This is a genomic window from Phenylobacterium sp. (assembly GCF_046463815.1).
Classification (GTDB): domain Bacteria; phylum Pseudomonadota; class Alphaproteobacteria; order Caulobacterales; family Caulobacteraceae; genus Phenylobacterium.
Map to the genome: position 1 here is coordinate 21,172 of NZ_JBKBRO010000002.1, position 25,703 is coordinate 46,874.

Annotated in this window: 18 protein-coding genes; 14 read left to right on the plus strand and 4 right to left on the minus strand. The window is 70.4% G+C overall.

Features of this window, described 5'->3' with window-relative positions:
- Window positions 1-4: 4 nt before the first annotated feature.
- The 7 genes from ACK4TT_RS01275 to ACK4TT_RS01305 all read left to right on the plus strand — a co-directional run bounded on the left by ACK4TT_RS01275 (window position 5) and on the right by ACK4TT_RS01305 (window position 10,408).
- The gene (locus ACK4TT_RS01275; protein ID WP_409633847.1) at window positions 5-1,420 is read left to right on the plus strand and encodes an amidohydrolase family protein; all 1,416 of its coding nucleotides are present in this window, start codon (window positions 5-7) and stop codon (window positions 1,418-1,420) included.
- Window positions 1,417-2,754 (plus strand): MFS transporter, encoded by a 1,338-nt coding sequence (locus tag ACK4TT_RS01280; RefSeq protein WP_409633849.1) that lies wholly within the window; start codon window positions 1,417-1,419, stop codon window positions 2,752-2,754. Before ACK4TT_RS01275 ends, ACK4TT_RS01280 begins: the two co-directional genes overlap by 4 nt.
- Before the next feature lie 100 nt (window positions 2,755-2,854).
- Window positions 2,855-3,877: a ketopantoate reductase family protein gene (locus tag ACK4TT_RS01285; protein WP_409633851.1), complete on the plus strand. Its 1,023-nt coding sequence runs from the start codon at window positions 2,855-2,857 to the stop codon at window positions 3,875-3,877.
- Window positions 3,878-4,026: 149 nt separating this feature from the next.
- Entirely contained in the window at window positions 4,027-6,480 is a 2,454-nt protein-coding gene (locus ACK4TT_RS01290; RefSeq protein WP_409633853.1) for a TonB-dependent receptor plug domain-containing protein, read from the plus strand.
- Between the two features lie 78 nt (window positions 6,481-6,558).
- On the plus strand, window positions 6,559-8,643 hold the full coding sequence (locus tag ACK4TT_RS01295) for a penicillin acylase family protein (protein WP_410212157.1): 2,085 nt from the start codon (window positions 6,559-6,561) through the stop codon (window positions 8,641-8,643).
- 59 nt (window positions 8,644-8,702) lie between these two features.
- Window positions 8,703-9,140 carry a helix-turn-helix domain-containing protein gene (locus tag ACK4TT_RS01300; protein WP_410212274.1) on the plus strand — a complete coding sequence of 146 codons (438 nt, stop codon included), beginning with the start codon at window positions 8,703-8,705 and terminating at the stop codon, window positions 9,138-9,140.
- Between the two features lie 32 nt (window positions 9,141-9,172).
- Complete coding sequence (locus ACK4TT_RS01305) at window positions 9,173-10,408, plus strand: TetR/AcrR family transcriptional regulator (RefSeq protein WP_409633857.1); 1,236 nt, start codon at window positions 9,173-9,175, stop codon at window positions 10,406-10,408.
- Here ACK4TT_RS01305 and ACK4TT_RS01310 read toward each other — a convergent pair whose 3' ends face one another.
- Entirely contained in the window at window positions 10,409-11,446 is a 1,038-nt protein-coding gene (locus ACK4TT_RS01310) for an alpha/beta hydrolase (RefSeq protein ID WP_409633859.1), read from the minus strand.
- 161 nt (window positions 11,447-11,607) lie between these two features.
- Between ACK4TT_RS01310 and ACK4TT_RS01315 the strand changes: the two genes are divergently transcribed.
- A complete protein-coding gene (locus tag ACK4TT_RS01315) occupies window positions 11,608-13,086 on the plus strand; it encodes an MFS transporter (protein WP_410212158.1) in 1,479 nt (492 codons plus the stop codon).
- A gap of 2 nt (window positions 13,087-13,088) precedes the next feature.
- Window positions 13,089-14,636 carry a class I adenylate-forming enzyme family protein gene (locus ACK4TT_RS01320; protein WP_410212159.1) on the plus strand — a complete coding sequence of 516 codons (1,548 nt, stop codon included), beginning with the start codon at window positions 13,089-13,091 and terminating at the stop codon, window positions 14,634-14,636.
- 90 nt (window positions 14,637-14,726) lie between these two features.
- Here the strand turns inward: ACK4TT_RS01320 and ACK4TT_RS01325 are convergent, their stop codons facing one another.
- Entirely contained in the window at window positions 14,727-15,140 is a 414-nt protein-coding gene (locus ACK4TT_RS01325) for a helix-turn-helix domain-containing protein (RefSeq protein WP_409633868.1), read from the minus strand.
- A 317-nt stretch (window positions 15,141-15,457) separates the two neighbouring features.
- Window positions 15,458-17,509, minus strand: a complete 2,052-nt coding sequence (locus ACK4TT_RS01330) for a prolyl oligopeptidase family serine peptidase (protein ID WP_410212160.1) — start codon at window positions 17,507-17,509, stop codon at window positions 15,458-15,460.
- An 89-nt stretch (window positions 17,510-17,598) separates the two neighbouring features.
- On the opposite strand from ACK4TT_RS01330, the gene ACK4TT_RS01335 reads away from it, so the two are divergent.
- The 4 genes from ACK4TT_RS01335 (at window position 17,599) to ACK4TT_RS01350 (ending at window position 22,828) form a co-directional block, all read left to right on the plus strand.
- A complete protein-coding gene (locus tag ACK4TT_RS01335; protein WP_409633874.1) occupies window positions 17,599-18,099 on the plus strand; it encodes a GAF domain-containing protein in 501 nt (166 codons plus the stop codon).
- 101 nt (window positions 18,100-18,200) lie between these two features.
- Window positions 18,201-19,373 carry an acetyl-CoA C-acetyltransferase gene (locus tag ACK4TT_RS01340; RefSeq protein ID WP_410212161.1) on the plus strand — a complete coding sequence of 391 codons (1,173 nt, stop codon included), beginning with the start codon at window positions 18,201-18,203 and terminating at the stop codon, window positions 19,371-19,373.
- A gap of 131 nt (window positions 19,374-19,504) precedes the next feature.
- The gene (locus ACK4TT_RS01345; RefSeq protein WP_410212162.1) at window positions 19,505-20,185 is read left to right on the plus strand and encodes an SDR family NAD(P)-dependent oxidoreductase; all 681 of its coding nucleotides are present in this window, start codon (window positions 19,505-19,507) and stop codon (window positions 20,183-20,185) included.
- 90 nt (window positions 20,186-20,275) lie between these two features.
- Window positions 20,276-22,828, plus strand: a complete 2,553-nt coding sequence (locus ACK4TT_RS01350; RefSeq protein WP_410212163.1) for a TonB-dependent receptor — start codon at window positions 20,276-20,278, stop codon at window positions 22,826-22,828.
- A 6-nt stretch (window positions 22,829-22,834) separates the two neighbouring features.
- Here ACK4TT_RS01350 and ACK4TT_RS01355 read toward each other — a convergent pair whose 3' ends face one another.
- Entirely contained in the window at window positions 22,835-25,204 is a 2,370-nt protein-coding gene (locus ACK4TT_RS01355; protein WP_410212164.1) for a penicillin acylase family protein, read from the minus strand.
- A 120-nt stretch (window positions 25,205-25,324) separates the two neighbouring features.
- On the opposite strand from ACK4TT_RS01355, the gene ACK4TT_RS01360 reads away from it, so the two are divergent.
- Entirely contained in the window at window positions 25,325-25,696 is a 372-nt protein-coding gene (locus tag ACK4TT_RS01360) for a VOC family protein (RefSeq protein WP_410212165.1), read from the plus strand.
- The last annotated feature ends 7 nt before the right edge of the window (window positions 25,697-25,703 follow it).

Consider the following 25,703-nt stretch of genomic DNA (forward strand, 5'->3'; position numbering starts at 1 on the left):
CCGCATGTCACGCCTTCCCGCCGCCGCGGCGGCCGCCTTCGCCGCCGGCCTGGCCGCCGCGCTCCTGCCCATCTGCGCCGCCGCCCAGGATAGCGGTCCGACGGACCGCCGGCCCGTGCTCCGCGGCATAGAGACGACGGACGATCCGCAGCGCATTCCCCGGCGGCCCGACCCGCAGCCGCCTCGACAGCTGGTCCTTCGGGGCGGACGCGTGTTCGACAGCGTGCGCACCACGGCGTATCCCGCCACCGTCGTGGTGGAGGGGCGCGCCATCAAGGCGATCCTGCCGCCGGACGCCGGCGGCTGGAACCCGGACGCGCAGGTGGTGGACGTCACCGGCAAGACGGTCATGCCCGGCCTGATCGACATGCACGTCCACATGACCTACCCGGACCCGAATACGCCGATCGACGAGCAGGACACCGAGGGCGACGGGGTGCTGCGGGGCGCCCGCAACCTCAGCTGGTTCCTGGAGTCGGGGTTCACGTCGGTGCGCGACCTGGGCGGGGTGCTGAACGCGCCATTCCAGCTCAGCCGCTGGAGCGCCGCCGGCCGGATCCCCGCGCCGCGGGTGTTCGCCGCAGGCCACATCATCACCGGCACGGGGGGCCACGCCACCGAGCGGCCCGTCACGCCCAATCACGGGCCCGCCTACCAGTGGGAGCGCAACGGGGCCGACGCCTGGCGGGCCGCGGTCCGCGAAGCCTTCAAGGAAGGCGCCGCGGTCATCAAGGTGGCCAGCCACTTCTCCTCGGCCGAGATTGGCGCGGCGGTCGAGGAGGCCCACGCCCTGGGGCTGAAGGTCACCTGCGACTGCGAGACCGCCTATACGGAGATGGCCGCCGCCGCGGGCGTCGACATCATCGAGCACCCGCTTCCGCGTAGCGACCGGGCGATCCAGCTGATGGCCCGCAACAAGGTGGCCGCCATCCCCACGCTGCAGGTCTACCAGAATGTCATCGACACCAGCGGGGGCTTCTATGGCTCCACGTCGCGGCGGTTCGCCATGACCAGCCAGAGCAACTTCGACATGTTCAAGAAGCTCAAGGCGGCCGGGGTGGCGATGGGTGTCGGCACCGACAGCATCGGCCGCGTCAACACGATGATCCCGAACTTCTACATCGCCGAGTTGAAGTGGTTCGTGAAGGGCGGCTACACCGTTCCGGAGGCGCTGATCGCCGCCACGCGCACCAATGCGCGCCTGCTCGACCTCGAAGACAAGCTCGGAACCCTGGAGCCAGGCAAGCTCGCCGACATCATCGTCGTCGACGGCCGGCCCGACGAGCAGCTCGACGACCTGGCGAGGATCGACAAGGTGGTGAAGGACGGGCGCCTCTGGGTCGATGGCGGCCGGCTCGTCATCCCGCCGCACGCGCCCGCGGCGCTGCCGAAGCCGTCGCCGCCCGCCGAGGTGCGATGAGCAAGCCCGAAGCCATGACCCTGGCCGGCGCCGCCCCGGCCATGGATCGGCCCCAGCTATCGGGCCGCGATCTGCGGCGAGCCCTCGGCTCGGTGATGATCGGCAATTGGTTCGAGCTCTTCGACTTCATCATCTACGGCTATTTCGCCGCCCAGATCGGAAAGGCGATGTTTCCCGCCGCCGATCCGCTGACCAGCGTGCTGGCGAGCTTTGCGACCTATGGCGTCGGCTTCGTCATGCGACCGGTCGGAGCGATCGTGATCGGCAGCTACGGCGACCGTTATGGCCGCAAGGCCGCCCTTGTGCTGACCATGCTGATCATGGCCGCGGCGACGGCCATGACCGGCCTGATTCCAAGCTACGCGGCCATCGGCGTCGCCGCTCCCCTGGCGCTGGTGGCCTGCCGGCTGCTGCAGGGCTTCGCGACGGGCGGGGAGTGGGGGGGCGCGACCGCCTTCCTCGTAGAGTTCGCCCCGCCCGGGCGACGCGGGTTCTTCGGCAGCCTGCAGCAGCTCAGCACCAGCCTGGCCATCGTCTCCGCCATCGGCTTGGCCCTGCTGCTCAACCTGATCCTCTCGGAAGCGGATCTGCAGGCCTGGGGCTGGCGCATCCCGTTCCTTCTTGGGTTCCTGGTCGCCCCCCTGGGTTTCTGGCTGCGGGCGCACGTCGCCGAAACGCCGGCCTATATGTCCGAGGCGCGGGCGCATGAGGTTCCGCGCGCGCCGCTGCGGGAGGCGTTCGTCCACCACAGCGGCGCCATCGCCCGGGTCCTTGGCGTGACCACCATCTGGACGATCGGCAGCTACATCTTCACCACCTTCCTGGCCACCCACGCCACCCAGACCCTGGGGGCGCCGGCCCCGGTGGTTCTTACCGGGACGCTTGCCGGGGCGATCGTCAACATCGCCACGATCCCGCTGTTCGGCTGGCTGTCCGACAAGGTTGGGCGCAAGCCGTTGCTGATCCTCAGCGCCTTAGGATGCCTGGTGCTCGCCTGGCCCCTGTTCGCCCTGGTCAGCGCCTATCCAGGCCTCTGGACCGTGCTGGCCGTGACCGCGACCGGCGGCGTGCTGACCGGGATATTCAGCGGCGCGGCGCCCGCCTTCCTCTGCGAACTGCTGCCGACGCGGGTGCGCTACACGGCGATGTCGGCCGGCTACAATGCCGCGGTCATGCTGTTCGGCGGCTTCGCCCCCTTCATCTCCACCTTGCTCGTCCGCGAGACCGGCTACGCCGCGGCCCCGGGGTTCTATGTCATGGCCGGGGCGGCGCTGACGCTCGTGACGCTCCTGACCCTCCGCTACGAACCGGACCGCTATTTCCAGGACGCCTGATCGTTCTCTCCTCTGAACAAAGTTCATTGTTGCGAACGACGCCCAAGGGTTAAGTGAGGCGGCGGCGCGCGCCGCCGCGCAGGCGACGTACAGGGGCGGCATGGATCAGGACTTCCTCGTGTGGGGCGCAGGCGCCGTCGGCGGGGCCGTGGGCGCAGCGCTCGCGCAAGCGGGTCATTCGGTCGGGTTCGTCGACCAGGACCCGGATCACGTCGCCGCCATTCGCGATCCCGGGCGAGGGTTGGTCGTGACAGGCCCTGTGCGTAACGACCGCGCCAGCGCCCCGGCCTGGGGGCCGGACGACGTCCCCGCCGGTTGGCGCCGCGTGCTCCTCTGCGTGAAGGCGCAGGACACGGCCGCCGCCGTCGCGGCGCTCGCGCCGCGACTGGCCGACGGCGGCTTCGTCGTGTCGCTGCAGAACGGTCTCTGCGAGGATATCATCGCCGAGCGCCTCGGCGTCGCACGGACGGTGGGCGGATTCGTCAACTTCGCGGCTGACTGGCTGGGGCCGGGCCAGATCGCGTATGGCAACCGGGGCGCCCTGGCGGTGGGCGAACTCGACGGGCGGCCCAGCCGCCGTGTGCATGAACTCCGGCAGGCGCTCACCGCCTTCGAGCCCAACGCCCTGGCCACCGACAACATCCGCGGCTTCCTTTGGGGCAAGCTCGCCTATGCGGCGCTGCTCTATGCGCAGGCGCTGGGGGTGTCGGGGATCGCCGACTGCTGGCGGCGTGAGGACCTGGACGACCTGTTCATCCGCCTGGTTCAGGAAGTGCTGGGCGTCGCCGAGGCGGAGGGCGTCAGCCCGGTGGGCTTCAACGGCTTCTCCCCCGAGCTCTTTCGGGCCCAGGCGCCGCGCGAGCTGCTGCGGGCCAACATACGCGCGATGGCGACCGCCTACGACGGCAGCACCAAGACGCACTCCGGCGTCTGGCGCGACCTGGCCGTGCGCCGCCGCCGGACCGAGGTCGATGAGCACCTCGGCCGCGTGATCGCCATCGGCCGCCGCCGGGGCCTTGCCTGCCCGACGCTAGAGCGCCTGGTGGCGATGATCCACGAAATCGAGAACGGAGCGCGGCCGCTGTCCGACGCCAACCTGCTGGTGCTGGCGCGGGCGGGCTAGCGACGCGGCGGACCGGCCGGTGCGGAAGCGCCCGGCTGTTCCGTCTAGGGAATAGCAGCGGCGCGTCAGACGCCGCGAAACGGGGGCGCGCGAGCGCGGCGAGTGCCGAAACGCCATCCGACGGCGGAACAGAAGAGGGGATCGAGAATATGAAGATGCGGAACATCCTGATGGCGACGACGGTGCTGGCCGCCGGATTCGCCGCCCCTGCCTTCGCCCAGACGGGCGACGGCGGGGCCGTCGAGGAAGTGGTGGTCACCGGGAGTCGGGGGCAGGCGCGTACGGTGCTCTCCAGCCCCGCGCCAATCGATGTGATCGGTGGGGATCAGCTCGAGCGGATGGGCGGCGCCGCTCCCCTGCGGGACGCCCTCACCCAGCTGATTCCATCCTTCCAGGCCCAGACCGTCGGCAGCTCGTCGTGGGACAGCCTGGCGCGTCCAGCCGGCCTGCGGGGCCTGGGCGGGGTGCACGTCCTGGTGCTGGTGGACGGCAAGCGCCGCCACAACAGCTCGCTCCTGAACCTCAGCACGGGCAACCTGTCGAACGGGGGCAACCCCGTCGACCTCGATCTCATTCCCGCCAGCGCCATCGAGCGGATCGAGGTCCTACGGGACGGCGCCGCGGCCCAGTACGGCTCGGACGCCATCGCCGGCGTGATCAACGTCATCCTGCGGAAGGACGCCCAGGGCGGCCGCCTGAACGTCAACGCCGGCCAGCGCTACGCCTACAACGGCGTGACCGACGGCGAGACGGCGCAGGCCGACATCTGGCATGGCTTCAACTTCGGAGACGACGGCTATCTGACGCTCGCCGCCGACGCCAAGACCCAGCACGACGCACTTCGCGGCGTGGATGTGACCGGGCAGCTCTACTTCACCCTGCCGGGCGGCGCGCCGGACCCGCGGGAGGCCACCGCCCACCGCTACCAGCTCTATCGGGGCGGCCTGCCGAAGAACAAGTCGGTCAGTCTGTCGCTCAACGCCGGCCAGACGCTCGGCGCCGTCGAGGCCTACGCGTCGGGCACCCTAAGCTTCCGTGAGGCGGTGGTCGGCCAGGGCTTCCGGCGTCCGAACAGCAATCAGAACCTGATCCAGATCTACCCCGACGGCTTCGCGCCGAACTACACCCTGGACGAGCTCGATTTCCAGGCTACGGCGGGCGGGCGCAGGGACATCGGGGCGTGGGCTTTCGACCTGAGCACGACCTACGGCCGCAACCGCGTCGACCACGGGTCCAGCCACAGTCTGAACGCCTCGCTGGGCCCGAGCAGCCCGACCGAATTCCACACCTTCCGCTCGACCTTCGAGCAGTGGACCACGAACCTTGACGCCAACCGCCAGTTCGCCGTCTTCGGGGATCGGCCGCTGACGGTCGCGGCCGGCGCCGAGTTCCGCTGGGAACGCTACGCCACCAAGGCGGGCGATCCGGAAGCCTATGCCGCGGGCGGCTATGTCTATCCCGCGGGCTACGGCAATCTGGCGGGCCGCGCGGCGAGCGTCGGCGCGCAGGGGGCGACCATCCTGACACCCGCCGACGAGGCGGACGTGACCCGCACCAATGTCGCCGCCTATGTCGACCTCAGCCTCGACGTGACCGACCGGCTGCTGATCGGCGCCGCCGGCCGCTACGAAAGCTACGATGACGCCGCCGGAGACGTGCTGAGCGGCAAGGTGACCGCCCGGTACGAGTTCAGCGACGCCGTGGCGCTCCGGGCCACTGTCAGCAACGGCTTCCGGGCTCCCTCGCTCTCGCAGACGGGCTACGCCCAGACGGCCAACCAGGCCAACATCATCAACGGCGTCTTCACGTTCGTTGAGTCGAAGACGGTGCGCCCGGACTCGCCGGTGGGCGAGGCCCTGGGGGCCAAGCCGCTGGAGCCGGAAACGTCGACCAACTACAGCGTCGGGCTGGCGCTTAAGCCCGTCCCGGGGCTTTCCGTCACCGTCGACGCCTACCGCATCGAGCTGCGTGACCGCATCGCGCTCACCGGCCTGCTGTCGGGAACCGGCGTCGCCAACGTGCTGCGCGCCAACGGCCTGCCGACCAACCTGTCGGTGCGCTATTTCGCCAACGCCATCGACACCAACACCACCGGCGTCGACGTCGTGGGCTCCTACACTCACGACCTCGGCGACCTGGGCCGGCTGCGGGGCACGCTGGGCTTCAACTGGAACAAGACGACGATCCACGACATCGCCGACAACCCGCCGGAACTGGCGGGCCTCGGCCTGACGCTGTTCGACCGCCAGCAGCAGGGCTCGGTGACCGTCTCGACCCCGAGGACCAAGCTGTTGCTCGGGGGCGAGTGGACCCAGGGTCCCTGGCGCGTGAGCGTCCGCGAGAACCGCTACGGCAAGTGGAAGAGCCTCAACAACAATCCGACCTTCGACCAGAAGTTCGGGGCCAAGTGGCTCACCGACCTGGAAATCAGCTACGACGTCAACGAGCGGGTGACGGTCGCGGGCGGGGCCAACAACGTCTTCGATGTCTATCCCGACCGCAACACCGTGCCGGACACGAACGGTTTCGCGCCGTTCGGCGGGAATTCCCCGTTCGGGCTCTATGGGGGCTACTACTACGCCCGGGTGACGGTGAACTTCTGAGGCCGGCTGGCGAGGAGGCCGGGCCGACGCTCGCGCCGGACCTCCTCGCCCGCTTCCTGGATCGGTGAGGAATCCCCCATGACCCTGCTCCGCCGCACGCTCATTGGTGTCGCAGCCGCCGCGCTGTTGGTCGGCGTTCCGCCGACCTACGCGGCCGCCGAGAGCCGCGGCGAAATCCTCTTCGACACCTACGGCGTGCCGCACATCTACGGGAAGGACGAGGCCGCCGTCTTCCAGGGCTTCGGCTACGCCACCGCGCAGAACCATGGCGACCTGGTGCTGAAGCTCTATGGCCAGGCCCGCGGGCGGGCCGCCGAATACTGGGGCCCGGCCGAGATCGAAAGCGACCGCTGGGTGCTGGCCAACGACGTCTATGAGCGGGCGCAGGCCTGGTACGCCCAGGAGCCGGCCAGCTTCCGCGCCAACCTCGACGCCTTCGCGGCCGGCATCAACGCCTATGCCCGGGCTCATCCCGAGGCCCTGGACCCCTCGGTGCGGCAGGTGCTGCCGGTGACCGGCGTGGACGTGATGGCCCACGCGCACAAACTCATGAACTTCCAGTACGTCGCGCCCGCCCAGCGCACCCTCGGCGGCAACGCCGAGGCGGGCTCCAACGCCTGGGCCGTGGCCCCGAAGAAGTCGGCGAGCGGCGCGACCCTGCTGCTGGCCAATCCCCACCTGCCGTGGGAGCCCAGCCAGCTCACCTATTTCGAAGCCGACCTCAACGGACCCGGCTTCAAGATGTACGGCGCGACCCAGGTGGGCCTGCCCGTCCTGCGCTTCGCCTTCAACGACCGGATGGGGTTCACCAACACGGTCAACAACATGCTGGGGGCGACCAACTACGAGCTCAAGCTGGCCGACGGCGGGTATGTCTTCGACGGCCAGGTGCGGCCCTTCGCGACCCGCCGCAAGACCTTCAAGGTGCGGCAGGCGGACGGGTCGATGAAGACCGAGACGCTGGAGCTGCGCTCGTCGGTGCACGGTCCGGTGTTCACCCGCGCAGACGGGAAGACGGTGGCCGTGCGGGTGGCCGGCCTCGATCGTCCCGGGGCGCTCCGCCAGTACTGGGACATGGGCAAGTCGAAGAGCTTCGCCGAGTACGAGGCGGTGATGCGGCGGCTCCAGGTGCCATCCTTCAACATCGTCTACGCCGATCGCGAAGGCCATATCCAGTACCTGCACAACGGCATCCTGCCGAAGCGGGCGAGCGGGGACCTGCGCTACTGGAGCGGCCTCGTTCCGGGCGACACCTCCGCCACCCTCTGGACCGAGGTCCATCCCTATGAGGATCTCGCCAAGGTCACCGATCCGGCCACCGGTTATGTCCAGAACACCAACGACCCGCCCTGGGTCTCCACCTGGCCCCAGGCCATCCAGGCCAAGGACTATCCGCCCTACCTGGCGAACCCCGGACCCCTGTCGCTGAGGGCCCAGCAGTCGTCGCACCTGATGGCCGACGCGCCGAAGATCAGCTTCGACGACTTCGTGCGCCGCAAGGCCTCGACCCATGTCCTCATGGCCGACCGCGTGCTGGACGAGCTTCTCGCGGCGGCCGACGCCAGCCCGGATGCCGAGATAAAGGCCGCGGCGGCCGTGCTGAGGGGCTGGGACCGCACGACCAGTCCCGAAGCGCGCGGCGCCCTGCTGTTCGAAGCCTGGGCGAAGCGCTTCGCCGGTCCCACCTTCAGCAGCGACGCCAACTACCGTGTCCGTTGGGACGCCGAGCGTCCCATCGACACGCCGGTGGGGCTCAAGGACCCGGCGGTGGCCGTGGCGATGCTCAAGGCGGCGGCCGAGGAGACCCGCGCCCAGTACGGCGCCCTGGACCGCCCGTTCGGCGAGGTCTCGCGCTTCGCGCTCGCCGGGACGGACGCGCCCGGCGCCGGCGGCTTCGGCAACATGGGCGTCTTCAACGTGATCACCTGGAGCCCGCCGAAGGACGGCCGGCGGACGCCGGTCCATGGCGAGACCTGGATCTCGATGGTCGAGTTCAGCACGCCAATCCGCGCGGTCGGTCTGATGAGCTACGGGAGTTCGACGCAACCGGGCGCGCGACATCGCGGCGACCAGCTCGAACGTCTCTCCACCCGCACCTATCGCACGCTGTGGACCACCCGCGAGGAGGTCGAACGGCACCTGGAAAGCCGCATCGTCTACTGAGGCGTCGCGATCGAGGAGAGGGGTTTGGACCGCGCCCGGGAAAGGAGCCGAACGTGACGATGCAGCCGCGCCGGCCTCCGTCCGCCCAGCGCCGTCCGAACCCGGTGTTCAGCGACGAGTACCGGGCGATCCGGGAGGCGGTGGTGGCGGGTCGAAAACGCCTCGGAATGAGCCAGGCCAGGCTCGCCGCGGCCCTCGGCAAGGCCGCCTCCCATGTGGCGATGATCGAACGCGGTCAGCGGCGCGTCGACGCCCTGGAGCTTTACGCCATCGCCGAGCTGCTGGCCCCCGACCCCATGGCCTTCCTGGCGGACATCGCCGATCGGCTCACCGCGGTGCGCGGCGGCGCCATGGTCGCTCCAGCGCCCGCAGTCGTGCTCCACGAGATGGTGGACGACTTCCACCATGGCGAGCCTCCTGGCGGCGCGGGAGAGGCGGCCGCCGACCGATCCGGTGATCAGCTTGCCCCTGGGTCAACCATGGGCGGGTCGCGTTAGCGCCGGGGCTGCAATTTCGCTAAACAGGGCAGATGGCCACCCCCGACGACGCAGCCCCGTCGAAACCCCAGGCCCAGCGGGCGCCGACCCGACGCTATCAGGCCAAGCGCGAGGCCATCGTCCGCTTCGCCGTCGAGGAGATGAACCGCAAGGGCGTGCGCGGCATGACGCTCGGCGAGGTGGCCGCGCGGCTCGACCTCGTGCCCACCGGCGTCATCTACTACTTCCGCAACAAGGAGGAGCTGGCCGCCGCCGCCTTCCTGAAGGGCATCGGCCAGTTCGAGGCGCTGATCGCAGCGGGCGAGGGCGCGGGGGCGCCGGCCGAGCGGCTTTCGGCCTTCGTGCGGGCCTACTTCGACTACGCGGGGGCGATAGCGCGGGGCGAGGCCGACCGCATCCCCGTCTTCAACGATGTCCGCGCGCTGAACTGCGAACCGGTCAACGTGGCCTATGTGGAGATGTTCCGGCGTCTGCGGCGGCTGCTGGGCGAGCTTCCCCGCACGCACCGCAACGCCCGGGCCCATCTGCTGCTCTCGCAGATGTTCTGGATTCCGGCGTGGCTGCGCCAGGCTGAGCTGTCGGACTATCCGCGCACCGCCGAGCGCATGGGCGACATCCTGGTGAACGGACTGCTGGCGCCTGGCGTCGCCTGGCCCAAGGCGAGGGCGGTCGCGCCCTCGCTGGAGGGCGCGCCGGACTCCTCGTCCGAGCTGTTCCTGCGCGCCGCCACCCAGCTCATCAACGACGAGGGCTACCATGGCGCCTCGGTGGAGCGGATCTCGGCCCGGCTGAACGTCAGCAAGGGCGCCTTCTACCACCACAACGAGACCAAGGACGATCTGGTGGTCGCCTGTTTCGAGCGCACCTTCGACCTGATGTGGCGGGCGATCCGGACCGCGGAGGCCGAGGCCGGCTCGGGGCTGGAGATGCTGGCGACGGTCGCCTCGACCCTGATCGGCCACCAGATGGCCGGCGGCGGCCCCCTGCTGCGAACCTCGGCGCTCACGGCCGTGCCGGAGGCCATCCGGGCGGGCCTGATGGAGAAGTTCGGCCAGCTCTCCTACCGCTTCGCCTCGATGATCTGCGACGGAATCGCCGACGGTTCGATGCGGCCGGTGGACGTCAACATCGCCGCCCAGATGCTGACGGCGGCCATCAACGCCGCCGCCGAGCTGCACTTCTGGACGCCCGGGCTGACCCCGGAGGGGGCGGCCGGCGCCTACGTTCGGCCGGTGTTCGAGGGGCTCGTCTCGCCGCCCGCGCCCTGACTACTTTAGGTATTGGCGGAACCAGTCGACGGCCAGCGCCACGGCCTCCTCGCGCTTCTCGTTGTAGACGCCGTAGTGCTTGATGCCGGGCATGACGACGAGCTTCCTTGGCCCCTTCACCCGCTCGGAAGCGGCGATGGCGTTGGGGCGATTGTCGAACAGCTCCTCGTTCTCGGCCACGATGAACAGCGCCGGCGCGGAGACGCGGGCGGCGTCGTCGCCGGGCGTCCAGCGCAGCAGCTTGTCGCCGATGGGCGCGCCCATCAGGGCGCCGATCACCTGGGCGCCCGGCTCTGGATAGCCCATCTCGCCGCGGGCCATCCGCGCCGCCGCCGCGCGGAACGGGGCGGCCATGGGGTTCGGCTCCCCGGGCGGCGGGCTGGACGGAATGGAGCCCACCTGGCTCACCAGCGCCTTCACCCGGTCGTCGTGGGCCGCCACATGGACCACCAGGCCGCCCGAGAAGCTGGAGCCGCGGATGCCGATGCGCTCGGCGTCGACGGTGGGCTCGGCCGCCGCCCAGTTGATCACGTTGAACCAGTCCTGCGCCTGTTCGCCGGGATCGACGTAGCCGCGGATCGCCTGGACCTCGGCCGTGAACTTGCGGCCGGGCGGCAGGGGCAGGGGCTCTGGCCCGGTAAGGATCACGCGGGAGTCGCTCTCGCCCCAGCCGCGGTAGTCGAAGGTCAGCACCTGGAAGCCGGCGCGCGCCAGCTGGACGGCGTCGGCGCGGAAGTTGGCCGCCACCCCGCCCCAGCCGTGGGCCATGACGATGGTCGGCAGCTTCTGGGTGGGCGGGACCGCCCTGGGGCGGAACATCTCGCCGTGCAGGCGCACGCCCTCGCTCATGATGTCCACGGTCCGGAAGGCCACGTCCTCGGGCGCCCGGTAGTCGCGGGCGCGGCCAGTGCTCCACGTGGCCGGATCGGCCGGATTGCGGCGCGCCGGCTGGGCGTCCGCCCCGGCCGCCAGCAGGACCGCCAGGCCCGCGCCCATGGCCAGCATGGCCGCCCGCCGGCCCAAGTTCCCCACACCCATCGCCGCCTCCCATATCGTTGGATACCAGTTACTCAACCAAAGGCCGCCGGACCGTCAAGCACTGTTACATACCGTTAACTCAAACGTTGACGCGCCCCCGCGGCTCCCGCACGGTGGCCCGGAGAAGCCCGCAACGGGCCCGTGGGAAGGGAGGGAAGGCCTTGGCTGCAGAGACGCTGGCTCCGGGCGCGCGCCGCCTGGGCTTCCGCACGCGCTTCTTCTACGGGTTCGGGTCGGTGGCCTTCGGGGTGAAGGACAACGGCTTCTCGTTCTTCCTGGCCTTCTTCTACGCCCAGGTGCTGGGACTGCCGGCCGCGAAGGTGGGGGTGGCCATCATGGCGGCCCTGGTCATCGACGCCTTCATCGATCCGGTGCTGGGCCAGCTCTCGGATAACACCCGCTCGAAGTGGGGCCGGCGCCATCCTTTCATGTACGCCGCGGCCCTGCCGGTGGCCGTGTCCTACCTGCTGCTCTGGAACCCGCCGACGGGCTGGAGCGAGAACGCCCAGATCGCCTACCTCGTGGGCGTGGCGGTGCTGATCCGCACCTTCATCAGCGCCTATGAGATCCCCTCGGCGGCGCTGGCCGCCGAACTCACCACCGACTACGACGAACGCACCCGGCTCCTGTCGTACCGCTTCCTGTTCAGTTGGCTGGGCGGCCTGGCCATGTACGGTCTGGCGCTCTCGGTCTTCCTGCGGCCGACGCCCGAGCATCCGGTGGGCCAGCTCAACGCGGAGGGCTATCACGACTACGGCCTCTTCGCGGGCGGGCTGATGCTGTTCGCCATCCTGGTCTCGGCCATCGGGACGCACCGCGAGATCCGCCGCCTGCGCGAGCCGCCGCACGAGCGCCTCAGCATGGGCCGCTTCTGGATCGAGATGTTCGGCACGCTCGCCAACCGCTCGTTCCTGATGATCCTGGCCTCTAGCTTCTTCCTGGCCACCGCCATCGGCCTGGGCTTCGCCATCACCCTCTACTTCTCGACCTACTTCTGGGAGTTCAGCGCCGCCCAGATCGCGGGGTTCACGTTCTCCAGCCTGATCGCCGCGGTGGTCGCCTTCGCCACCGCGGCCCGCATCGGCCAGCGGTTCGACAAGAAGCCGGCCGCCCTCGTCATGCTGCCCATGGCCATGATGCTCTCGGTTTCGCCCGTGGTGCTGCGGCTTCTGGGCCTGATGCCGGAGAACGGCACGACGGCGCTCTATGTCTGGATATTCGCCAACAACGTGGCGACGGTCACGTTGGGGACCGCCGGCAGCATCCTCTTCGTCTCGATGATCGCCGACGTGGTGGAGGACGCCGAGCTGAAGACCGGCCGCCGGCAGGAAGGGTTGTTCTTCGCCGCCGCGGCGTTCGTGAACAAGGCGGTCTCGGGCCTCGGCATTTTCGGCGCGGGCATGATCGTGGACGCGGCGGGTTTCCCGGAGGGCGTCGCCCCGGGGGCCGTGCCGGCCGACATCCTGCGCAACCTGGGACTCGTCTACGTGCCGGTGCAGGTCGCCCTCTACGGACTGGCGACCCTGCTGCTGCTGGGCTACCGCATCAGCCGGACGAGCCATGCGGAGACCCTGCGCCGGCTGGCGGCCCAGGCCGAGCTGACCCACGAGCCCGAGCCCGGCGTCGGAGTAAGGAGTTGAGCGTGACCCCCGAGGAACTGCTGTCCCAGGATTTCGGGACCATGGCCGACGTGATCCGCGCCCAGGCGGCCGTCCTGAAGGACAAGCCCGCGCTGGTCGATCCCCGGCGGGTCATCACCTATGCCGAGCTGGACGCCCTGATGGACCGCATCGCCACGGCCCTGCAGCGGGACGGCGTGGACAAGGCCGAGGTGGCGGCGATCTGCGCCAGCACCTCGGCGGAGTACGGGGCGGCGTTCTTCGGCATCCTGCGGGCCGGCGCCGTCGTGGCGCCGCTGGCGCCGTCGTCGACGCCCGAGAGCCTGGTGATGCAGCTCAAGGACTGCGGCGCCAAGGTCTTCTTCCTGGACAAGGGCGTGGCCGAGGCCATGGCCGGCGTCCTGGGCGAGGTCACGGCCAGGCGGGTGGCCCTCGACGGCTCGGACGCAGGCGTGCCGTTCGAGCAGTGGCTGGCGCCCGAGGGAGCGAAGCCAGTCCTGCACGAGATCGAGCCCGACCAGGGCTTCAACATCATCTACTCGTCGGGAACGACCGGCGCGCCCAAGGGCATCGTCCAGCCGCACCGGATGCGCTGGGGCCAGATCCGCCGGGGTGTCTATCCGTCGGACGCCGTCAGCCTCGTCTCGACGCCGCTCTACTCGAACACCACGCTGGTCTCGTTCCTGCCGACGATCACGAACGGCGGGACGGCGGTGCTGATCCCGAAGTTCGACGTCGAGCTGTTCCTGAAGCTGTCGGAGAAGCACCGGGTGACCCACGCCATGCTTGTGCCCGTGCAGTACCGGCGCCTGATGGCCTATCCGGACTTCGACAAGTACGACCTGTCGGCCTTCAGGATGAAGTTCTCGACCTCGGCGCCGTTCCCGGCCGAGCTGAAGGCCGAGGTGCTGCGGCGCTGGCCGGGCGGCCTCGTCGAATACTACGGCATGACCGAGGGCGGCGGCTCATGCGGCCTGGTCTGCCACGAGTATCCGGACAAGCTGCACACGGTGGGCAAGCCGCTGCCGGGCCACGACATCCGGCTGATCGACGAGGACGGCCGGGAAGTCCCGCGAGGCGAGATCGGCGAGGTGGTCGGCCGCTCGGGCGCGATGATGGTCGGCTACCACAACCAGCCGGGAAAGACGTCCGACGCCGAGTGGTGGTCGCCGGAGGGCCTGCGCTACATCCGCACCGGCGACGTCGGCCGCTTCGACGAGGACGGCTTCCTCACCCTCATGGACCGCAAGAAGGACATGATCATCTCGGGCGGGTTCAACATCTACCCGAGCGACCTGGAGGCCGAGATCGTTCGGCACCCCGCGGTGCTGGAGGCCGCCGTCGTGGGCGTGCCCTCCGAGGCCTGGGGCGAGACGCCCGTCGCCTTCGTGGCCCTGAAGTCCGGTCAGGCGGTCGGCGCAGAGGAGCTGAAGGCCTGGGTCAACAGCCGGGTCGGCAAGACCCAGCGGCTGGCCGACCTCAGGATCGTCGAGGGCCTGCCGCGCAGCCACATCGGCAAGGTGCTGAAGCGCGAACTGCGCGACAGCTATCAGGTCCCGGCCCGGGCCTGACCGACCGGAACTCGCCTATAAGGCGAGTGAAGACGACCGATCCGCGAGGGATCGGCCGTCATGATCGGCTTCATCAGGCGGTGAGCGGCCTCAGTCCTCGTCGGCCACGGCGCGGACCAGGTCCACGAGCTTGCGTCGCAGGCCGGGCTTCGGGATTCGCGGGAACGAGGCCATCAGTTCGAGACCTTCGCTGGTGAGCATGAAGTCTTGCGCGCCCTGATCGGAAGGCGTCGTGTCGTGCTCGTTCAGACCTTCGTAGAAATAGGTCACGTTCGTCTTCAGCGCCCGGGCGATTTCCCAAAGCTTGGAGGCGCTGACGCGGTTGGCGCCGCGTTCGTATTTTTGAACTTGCTGGAAGGTGATCCCCAGCGCTTCGGCGAGCCGCTCCTGGCTGACACCGATTTCCTTACGGCGCATCCGAATCCGGAGGCCGACATGGCGGTCGACCGGATGCGGGCCTTCGCCGTGGGGATCATGAGCCTCAAGCGCCAGCGGCGCGCCCATGACCTCTTGCTGCAACGGCCTCGTCGTTCCCAAAACAATGCTCCTGCGGGCGCGACCGCCCTTATCCACCTCCCCCGAGGTGCGCCCTTAAGTTGCGAGATGCCGGCGATCCGAGAAAGCCCGCGACTACCCATTTTGGGGGTGGGTCGGGTTCCTGTTTTGATCATGCCCCGGGCGGGAGAGGCGGCGGCCGCTCATCCCGCCGCCGCGCCGCCCCCTTCGGCCTCCACCACCCATAGGTGGAGCCGCCATGGTCAGGCCGACCCGGTTCTCCGAGGGCGATCTCCGTGGGCCGCGTCAAACGGTCACGCTTCCGTTCAGCGATAACGCTCGAACCAGCCGAGGATGGCCTGGGCCTTGGCGGCGGACTGCGACGGCCGCGCGGCGAGTCCCCCGTGGCTGGCGCCCGGGACCCGCACGAGCGCCGTGGGTACGCCGCGGAGCTGGAGGGCCTGGAAGTACTGTTCCGACTCGGATGGCGGGGTCCGGTAGTCCTCCTCGCCGACCACCACCAGGGTGGGCGTGGTCACATTGCCGACCAGCGACAGGGGCGAACGGGCCCAGTAGGCCTGCGGGTCCTCCCACGGCATCTTCCCGAACCAGTAGCGGGCCATGAAGGTGTAGCCGTCCACGGTCAGCACCTGGCTGGTCCAGTTGATCACCGGCTTCTGGGTGGCGGCCGCCTTGAAGCGGTTCGTCTTGCCGACGATCCAGGCGGTCAGCGCCCCTCCGCCCGAGCCGCCGGTGACGTAGAGCCGCTGCGGATCGACGAAGCCCTTGCCCACGGCGGCGTCCACGACGCTCATCAGGTCGTCGTAGTCGTGGCTCGGATAGTTGCGGTCGATCTCGTTGGCGAAGGCCTCGCCGTAGGACGTGGAGCCCCGCGGGTTGGCATAGACCACCACGTAGCCGGCCGCCGCATAGAGCTGGATGTCCGTGCCGAACGAGGGGCCGTAGGCGGCGAACGGCCCGCCGTGGATCTCCAGGATCAGCGGATACGTCTTCGAGGGGTCGAAGTTCGGCGGAGTGGCGATCCAGGCGTCGATCGGCTTGCCGTCATAGGACGACTTCACGGGCAGGTGCTCCACCCGGGCCAGGGTCTTGGCCGAAAGCAGGTCGTCGTTGAGGCGGGTCAGACGCGTGACCTTGCCGCTGCGGGCGACCGCCAGGTCGGCCGGATGGTCGGGCGTGCTCTGGGTGAAGGCGATGAGGCCGCCCTTGCCGACCGAGAACTGGCCGCCGGTGTAGGGCCGGTCGAGCGAGCCGCCGCCCAGGCCGGTGACCAGGGTCTCGACCCGGCCGTCCAGGGTGACGCGGGCCACCTTGGTCTGGCCCTGGTCGTCGTAGTCCACGTAGAGGCTGCGGCCGTCCGGCGCCCACTGCGCCCGGCCCACGCTGCGGTCGAGGCCGCCGGTGAGCACGCGGGGGTTCCGGCCGTCACGGTCCATCACATGCAGGCGGACGTTCTCGTAGCCGCGGCGGCGGGTGTCGTCATAGCCCACGTAGGCGATCTTCGAGCCGTCGGGCGAGACGACCGGATTGGCGTCGGGCCCCACCCGGTTGGTCAGGCGGGTGAGCGTCCCGTCGGCGATGGAAACGGCGTAGATCTCGCTCTCCTGCGGGTCGCGTTCCCAGTCATCGGCCCGGTTGGTGGCGAAGAGGACGCTGCGCCCGTCGCCCGAGAAGTCGATGGGGCCGAAGTCGTCATACTTGCCGAAGGTGATCTGGCGCGGCGCCCCGCCGTCGGCCGAGACCACGAAGACGTGCCGGTAGCCCGGCTTCAGATAGCCCTCGCCGTCGGCGCGGTAGGTGATCCGGTCGATCACCTTCAGCGGCTCGGCCCACTTGGCGCCCTCGGGCTTTTTCACCGGCGCGCCCAGGGGCTTGGGCTCGTCGAGCGTGAGCATGGTGAAGGCGAGCGTCCTGCCGTCGGGCGACCAGGCGATGTCGTTGGGCGCCTGCTCCAGCGTCGCCACCTTGGCCGAGCGGCCCTGGGCCACCCAGCGGACGTAGAGCTGCGGCTGGCCGCCGGCCGTGGAGACATAGGCCAGCCGCGCGCCGTCCGGCGACCAGCGGGGATTGAAGGCCGAGGCGTCCTCGACCACCAGCGGCGACTGGGCGCCGGTCTGCGGATCGGCCAGCCAGATCGAGCGCTGGCCGCGGTCGGTCATGACGTCGTAGCGGGTGCGGACGTAGGCGATGGCGCCGCCGTCGGGCCGCACCTGCGGATCGCTGGCCGTCTGCAGGTCGAAGAGGTCGCGCCCGGTGAAGATGCGGGAGGGCGCTTCCGCCACCTGGGCCGAGACCGTGGAGGCCAGAACGGCCGTCCCCGTGAGCGCCACGACCGACGCCAGCACCGCCAAACGCATGAAGCTTCCCCCAAACCGAACCGAGGCGGGCAGAAAATGCGCTGCCGGAGGCTTTGTCCAGCCACGGCGTGGCGCTAGAACCCCTTCCCATGGCCGAAGCCTTCAACGAGATCGTCCTGCCGTCCGCCAAGGCCGAGCGCTACGCGGCGGTGGCGCAGGAGATCGCCGCCGTGCTGGAGGGCGAGCCGAACCTGACGGCCCGCATGGCCACCGTGGCCTCGATGCTGGCCGCCAGCTTCGACCACTATTTCTGGACCGGCTTCTACGTCGTCGATCCGGCCAAGGGCGACGAGCTGGTCGTGGGCCCCTACCAGGGGACGCTGGGCTGCCTGCGCATCGCCTTCGGCCGCGGCGTCTGCGGGACGGCGGCCGCGACGGGGAAGACTCAGGTCGTGGAGGACGTCCACGCCTTCCCGGGCCACATCGCCTGCGACAGCCGCTCGGCCAGCGAGATCGTTGTCCCGGTATTCGATGGAGAAGGCCGGCTGATCGCCGTGCTGGACGTGGATTCCGAGGAGAAGGCCGCCTTCGACGAGACCGACCGGACCTGGCTGGAGACCATTCTGGAGCAGGTGTTCTCGCGGTCCTGACTCCGGGCGAGTTGGGGGGCGTTGTCTTCCGTTGCGGCGCCTCCATACAGTTGTTTCGACGGCGCTTCCGAAGCGCACGAGGAAACCAACGGAGCAGTGAGATGGCCGAGGCCTATATCGTCGCCGCAACCCGCACCGCCGGCGGCCGCAAGGGCGGCCGGGTGCGCGGCTGGCACCCCGCCGACTTGGGCGCGGTGGTCCTGAACGAGCTGATGGATCGCACCGGCGTCGATCCGGCGGCGGTCGAGGACGTGGTCATGGGCTGCGTCATGCAGGTGGGCGAGCAGTCCACCAACATCGCCCGCAACGCGGTGCTGGCCTCCAAGCTGCCGGAAAGCGTGCCGGCCACCTCGGTCGACCGCCAGTGCGGCTCCTCGCAGCAGGCGCTGCAGTTCGCCGCCCAGGCGGTGATGAGCGGAACCATGGACGTGGTGATCGCCTCGGGCGTCGAGAGCATGACCCGCGTGCCCATGGGCCTGTCGGTGTCGCTGCCCGCCAAGGAAGGCTTCGGCGTGCCGAAGAGCCCGCGGATGGAGGAGCGCTACCCCAACATCCAGTTCAGCCAGTTCATGGGCGCCGAGATGATCGCCGAGAAGTACGGGCTGACCAAGGACCAGCTCGACGAGTTCGGCTACCAGTCCCACCAGCGCGCCATCGCCGCGACCCAGGCCGGCGCCTTCAAGAACGAGATCCTGGCCATCGACGGCCTCGACGCCGAGGGCAATGCGGTGCGTCATGACGTGGACGAGGGCATCCGCTTCGACGTCAGCCTCGACGGGATGAAGAGCGTGAAGCTGCTGCGCGAGGGCGGCCGGATCACCGCGGCCACCTCCAGCCAGATCTGCGACGGCGCCTCGGGCGTGATGGTCGTCTCGGAAAAGGCGCTGAAGGAGCACAACCTGACGCCGCTGGCCCGCATCCACCACCTGTCGATCCTGGGCCACGACCCGGTGATCATGCTGGAGGCCCCGATCCCGGCCACGGAGCGGGCGCTGAAGAAGGCCGGCATGTCGGTGGACGACATCGACCTCTACGAGGTGAACGAGGCCTTCGCCTCGGTGCCGGTGGCCTACCTCCAGAAGCTGGGCGTCGATCCGGACCGGCTGAACGTCAACGGCGGCGCGATCGCCCTGGGCCACCCTCTTGGCGCCTCGGGCACCAAGCTGATGACCACGCTGATCCATGCCCTGAAGGCCCGCGGCAAGCGCTACGGCCTGCAGACGATGTGCGAAGGCGGCGGCATGGCCAACGTCACCATCGTCGAGGCGCTGTAGGCTTCACTCCGTCGTCATCCCCGGGCCTGGCGCGGGGATCCAGACACGCAGGCGCTTGCGGGGCGACCCCAAAACGCGGTGCTTATGGATGGCCGGGTCAAGCCCGGCCATGACGATTCTGGGAGGCTGGCATGGCGGGACGGATCATCGCGATCACCGGGGCGGCGGGCGTGCTGGGACGCGCCGTGGTCGAAGCCGCGGCGGCCCAGGGCGCGCGGCTCGCCCTGATCGACCACGCCAAGGAATGCCCGGGCCCCGAGGGCGCCTTCGTCCAGACGGGCGTGGACCTGACCGATCCCGTCCACGCGGGCGCGGCCATCGCCGCCGCGGCCGAGCGGTTCGGCGGCCTGGACGTCCTGCTCAACATCGCCGGCGGCTTCCGCTGGGAAACCATCGAGAGCGGCGCGCCCGACACCTGGCCCGCGCTCTACCGGCTGAACGTGCTCACCGCGACCAACGCCAGCCGCGCGGCCATCCCGCACCTGAAGCGCAGCGCCGCGGGCCGGATCGTCAATGTGGGTTCGGCGGCCGCCCTAAAGGCGGGGCTCGGCATGGGCGCCTATGCGGCCTCGAAGGCGGGGGTGCACGCGCTCACCCAGGCGCTGGCCGAGGAGCTGAAGGGCGCGGGCGTCACGGTCAACGCCGTGCTGCCCTCGATCATCGACACCCCGACCAACCGCGCCGACATGCCGGACGCCGACTTCTCGGCCTGGGTGGCGCCCGCCGAACTCGCGGCGGTGATCCTCTTCCTGGCCAGCGAAGCGGCAAGACCGGTCACGGGCGCCCTGGTCCCGGTCACCGGACGCGTGTAGGGCAGGCGCCGCCCGCGGCTGTCACGAATCCTTGGTGATGGCGCCGTAGGGCCAAGGCACGCGCAAAGCGTAGGGGATAGTTCAATGCATATGTCACGTTCGCGGCTGCTGGCCGCGGCGAGCGCCCTCGTCTGGATGGGCGCCTGCGGAACCGCCGCCGCCCAGGAGGCGCCGGCCGTCGAGGAGATCGTCGTCACCGCCCAGAAGCAGCAGCAGCAGGCCATCGACGTGCCGATCGCGCTGACCGCCTACGGCAGCCAGCGGCTGGAGGAACTGGGCGTTCAGGACTTCGCCGACCTGTCGCTGTTCACGCCGGGCTTCGAGGTCCAGGACCAATCGCCCAACAATCCGGGCTTCGTGATGCGCGGCATCACCTCGGACTCCACCGACCCGGCCGCCGAGGCCCGGGTGTCGGTGTTCCAGGACGGCGTCTCGATCTCCAAGGCCCAGGGCGCCTATGTGGAGCTGTTCGACCTGGAGCGGGTCGAGGTGGCCAAGGGCCCGCAGTCCACGCTGTTCGGCCGCGGCGCCCTGATCGGCGGCGTCAACATCATCCAGGCCAAGGCCTCCCCCGCCCAGGCCTCGGGCCATGTGCGGGTCGAAGGCGGCGACTACGGCTACCGCCTGGGCGAGGCGGTGCTGAACGTGCCGGTCTCGGACACCGTCGCCGTCCGCCTGTCGGGCCGCGTGCGCCAGCGCGACGGCTATGTGGACAATGCGCTGGGCGGCGACGCCTTCCAGTCGGTGGACACCTCGGCCGTGCGCGGCTCGGTCCACTTCGAGCCGTCCGAGCGGATGAAGGTCGACCTGATCGCCAACTACCAGCGCGACGAGCCCACCGGCACCTCGTTCAAGTCGGGCGGCTTCTCGCCGACCAACCCGGCCACGGGTCAGGTGCTGGCCGACCGCACGCCGTGGAGCGCCGCGGCGCTGGCCGCGCCGGCGGGCTTCCAGGGCAATCGGACCCTGGGCCTGGAGCGCGAGCTGGTGAGCTACACCGGCCTCGTCTCGCTGGAGCTGACCGACGCCCTGACGCTGAACACCGTCAGCGCCTACCGCCGCTACGACAGCGAGGAGACCTACGATCCCGACGGCCTGTCGCTGCCGATCCTGACCGGCCTGAACGACGCCCGCGGCGACCAGTGGAGCCACGAGATCCGGCTCAACTACGACAACGGCGGCCGGGTGCGCGGCTTCGTGGGCGGCGGCTTCTTCACCGCCAACGACGACCAGCGCCTGCCGCTGCAGTTCGACGAGCGCATCGGCCTGGCCGTGCTGACCGGCCAGCTCAACGGCGGCGCGGCGGGCACGGGCCTGCCGGCGACGACGCCGGCGCCGGCCGCCCTGTTCGGCAACACCGCGTTCACGGGCGCCCTGCTGCGCGGCCTGGTGGCCAGCCTCAGCGGCAACCGCGTCGTGCTGACCCCGACGCAGGCCGCGGCCATCGCCGCCAACCTGCGCTCGAACCACGTCGAGGAGGCGACCAGCTCCAGCGAGCTCGACTCGTTCGACGTCTTCGCCGACGTCACCGCCGACGTGACCGACAAGCTGGAGGTCTCGGCCGGCGTCCGCTTCACCCGCGACGAGAAGACTACGGGCTTCGGCTCGCGCGTCGTCGGCGGCCGCAGCGTGCTGGGCGGCGCCATCGGGGCGGCCCAGCTCGCCGGCACGGGCACGGCCCAGGGCCTAGCCCAGGCGCAGGCCATCCTGGGCGCGCTCCAGCTCCCGATCGTGCAGCAGATTCCCGAGGCGCAGCTTCCGCTGTTCGGCCTGACCTTCCAGCCGACCACCGGCAACGGCCAGGTCTTCACCCAGGACCTGACGGACGACAGCGTCACTTGGCGCCTGGTGGCCCGCTACGCCGCGACCGAGGACGTGAACCTCTACGGCTCGTACGCCCGCGGACGGCGACCGCAGGTGCTGGCGGCCTCGAACCCGGCGGCCCCGGGCACGGCCCCGCGCTTCGCCACCGTCGAGGCCGAGACGGTCGACAGCTACGAGGTCGGCGCCAAGGCGGCCCTGCTGGACCGGCGCCTGCGCCTGGACGCCTCGGCCTACTACTACGACTACGACAACTTCCAGACCGTCGAGCAGCGGGGCACGCTGTTCGTCACCACCAACGCCGGCAAGGCCAAGGCCTACGGCTTCGAGACCCAGGCCGACCTGGCGGTGACGGGCGCCCTCGACCTCCTGGCCACCTACGCCTACAGCCACGCCCGGTTCGAGGGCGGCGCCTATGACGGCAACCGCTTCCGGCTGTCGCCCGACCACTCGCTGTCGGTCGCGGCGTCCTGGCGCCTGCCGCTGCTGAACGGCGAGCTGGACATCCGGCCGAGCTACACCTGGCAGTCGAAGGTGTTCTTCGAGGACAACAACGACCGGGCCGTGTTCCAGCAGCCGCCGAACGTGTTCGTGGCCGACAACGTGCAGGACGAGTTCCAGAAGGCCTACGGCCTCCTGAACCTGCGCGTCTCGTGGACCTCGGACGATCTCCCGATCACGCTGGAGGCCTTCGCCACCAACCTGACGGACGAGGAATACATCATCGACGCGGGCAACACCGGCGACAGCCTGGGCCTGCCCACCTTCATCGCGGGCGCGCCCCGCATGGTGGGCGCCGGGATCACCTACCGGTTCCGCTAGAGCGGGTCAGGGAGCCGGCGTCAGGCTCATGACGGTCTCCGCGTCGCCCATCACGGCGGCGCGGCTGAACCGCAGGGGCACGTAGGCGCCGGCCGCCCACAGGGGGAACAGGTCGCGGTAGTGGGGGCTGAACGGGTCCCCTGACTGCCCCGGCGTGTTGATGGCCATGGAGTTGTCCCAGGCCCCCACGTCCAGCACGAGGCGCACCGAGGCCCCGGCGGTCTGTTGGAAGTCGATGGCCCGCCAGCTCGCCGCCCGCGGCGTCGAGGCCGAGCCCGGAACCTGCAGGGTCCCCACCGTCATCTGGGCGGCAAGCGCTGGGTCGGCCAGGGCCGCCGCCGCCGGCGTGAACTTCGCGTGGTGCAGCCGGCCCCAGGTCCAGGTCGCCATGTCCGGACCCAGCCGGGCGCGCAGCTCGGCGGTCGCCGCTTTGAGGCTCGCCAGCAGCAACGGCGCGCGCGCCGCGGGCGCGGCGTTTTCCAGCCAGAGCAGGACGGCGTCGGGCGAACCGGCGCCGATCAGCCGTCGGGCCTCCTCGGACGCCAGGTTGCGGGCCGCGACCTCGCGGCCGAGGTGCTTGCCGACCCAGACCTCGTAGATCGAGGCGGCGGGGCTATCCAGCCGCTCGTCCCCGTCCCAGGCCTTCAGCAGGGCAAGCGCCCGGGCCACGTCCGGATCGTCCGAGGCGAGCGGGGCGATGAGCGCCTGGGCGCGGCGGACCTGGGCGCTGACGGTGTCGGTCTGCAGGGCCATGGAGTCGGCGAGGGTGGCCTTCGCCGTCGCGGCCAGCACCTCGTGGATGCGCGTGGAACGCGTCCGGTCCGACCATTCGAAGCCCAGCTTGCGCTCGGCCATGGGATAGTCGGCCGGGACGTTCATCTCGTTGGCCGTGGCGAAGAAGCCGGCCTTGGGATTGCGCACGGCCGGCAGGCCGCCGTCCTGCAGGAAGCCCTGCCACTCGTAGCGGCCGTCGCCGGGCACGGGCGTCAGGCCGTCCCAGTTGGGCCGCCGGGGCGTGCGGCCCGCGGCCGACCAGCCGATGTCGCCCGAGGTGTCGGCATAGACCAGGTTGAGCGGCGGCGCGCCCCAGCGGTCGCGGGCCGCCTGGAAGTCGTCCCAGGACTTCGCCCGCCACAGCCGCGCCGAGCCGAAGTAGCCGGAGAGGCCGGGCTCGTTCCAGACGGTGCGCAGAGCGAAGGCGCGGCCCCTGGCGTCGTCCTGCTTGAGCACGGGGCCATGGCGGGTGAAGCGGAGCTCGACCTCGCGGGGCGCCTCGCCCTTCACCTCGATGGTCTCGCGGACCACCCGCATCGGCTCCCAGCCGCCCTTGTAGCGGTAGGCGTCGCCGCGGGTCTCGTAGACGTAGAGGTCCTCCTGGTCGATGTAGAAGATGGTCAGGCCGAAGGCGGCGTGGCCGTTGTGGCCGAGCGACACGCCGGGCAGGGCGGGCTCGCCCGCGCCGATGATCGACAGGCCCGGCGCGTCCAAGTGGGCGATGTAGCGGAGCGACGGTGTCCCCACCGCCCGGTGCGGGTCGTTGGCCAGGATCGGCCGCCCGGTCGCGGTGCGGTCGGCGCCGATCACCCAGTTGTTCGAACCCTCGGCCGAGGCGGCCTCGATGTGCTGGGCGAGCCTGCCCCCGGCGCCGCTGGCGCGCGGCGCCTCGAAGCTCACGGCCGCCGTGCCCAGGAGGTAGTCGGCGAGCACGTCCTCGGGCACGTCGCAGGGATCGAGCCCGGCGGGGACTTGCACCTTGCGGGCGGGCTCCAGGCGCCGCCGCAGCGCGTCGGCCTCGACGCCGCCCGCACAGATGGTGCGGGCCCGGGCCACTTCCGAGGCGACGTTGGAGACCAGGGCGTGGCTGCGGATGCGCAGGACGTCTTCCGGGGCCCAGTCCTCGGGCGCGCTCTCCGTCAGGCCGAACTCCACGGGAAGGGGCCGGCGGCCAGCGCGGACTTCGGCCACATAGGCGTTGATCCCGGCGGCGAAGGCCTCCACCGCCTCGCGGCCGTCAGGGCCGTACGCCGCCCACTCGGCGGCCATGTCGCCGCGATAGAGGAAGAGCCGCGCGGCCCGATCCTGCTTCACGTAGGCAGGCCCGAAGCTGGCCGACAGCCGCCCCAGGCCCCGCTTGCGCCACAGGTCGATCTGCCAGAGCCGGTCGCGGGCGGCGTTCCACCCCTGCAGGAAGAAGGCGTCGCGGGCGCTCTGGGCATAGATGTGCGGCACGCCCCAGCGGTCGACCACCAGCTCGGCCGGCTGGGCCAGGCCCTTCACGGCGGCGGCCTCCCGGCGGACGGCGGTGGATTCCTCCGCGTGCGCTCCCACGGCCAGCGCCAGCCCCACGGCCGCGCCCAGTCCAACGCTTCGGAACATCCCATCCTCCCCCGAGACTTCCGTCACTCTGGACCGGGAGGCGCCTGCCCGTCCACGCGGGCCTTGCCCTTCCGTGGGCGTCACCGGCTAAGCTTGGCGGGACAGCAGGAGGAGAGCCCCATGATCGGCTACGTCACCATCGGCACGAACGACCTGGAAAAGGCGACCAAGTTCTATGACGCGGTGCTCACACCGCTCGGCGGCAAGCGCACCTTCGCCAATGGCGAGCGGATGCAGTTCTACGGCGGCGCCGGAACGCCCGGCATGATCGCCATCAGCAAGCCCTACGACGAGCAGCCGGCCACCGCCGGCAACGGCACCATGTTCGGCTTCCCCGCCCAGTCCAAGGAGCAGGTGGATGAGGTCCACGCCGCCGCCCTCGCCGCCGGCGGAACCTGCGACGGTGCGCCCGGCCAGCGCCTGCCCACCTTCTACGGCGCCTACTTCCGCGACCTGGACGGCAACAAGATCTGCGTCTTCAAGATGGGGTGAGGAGCGC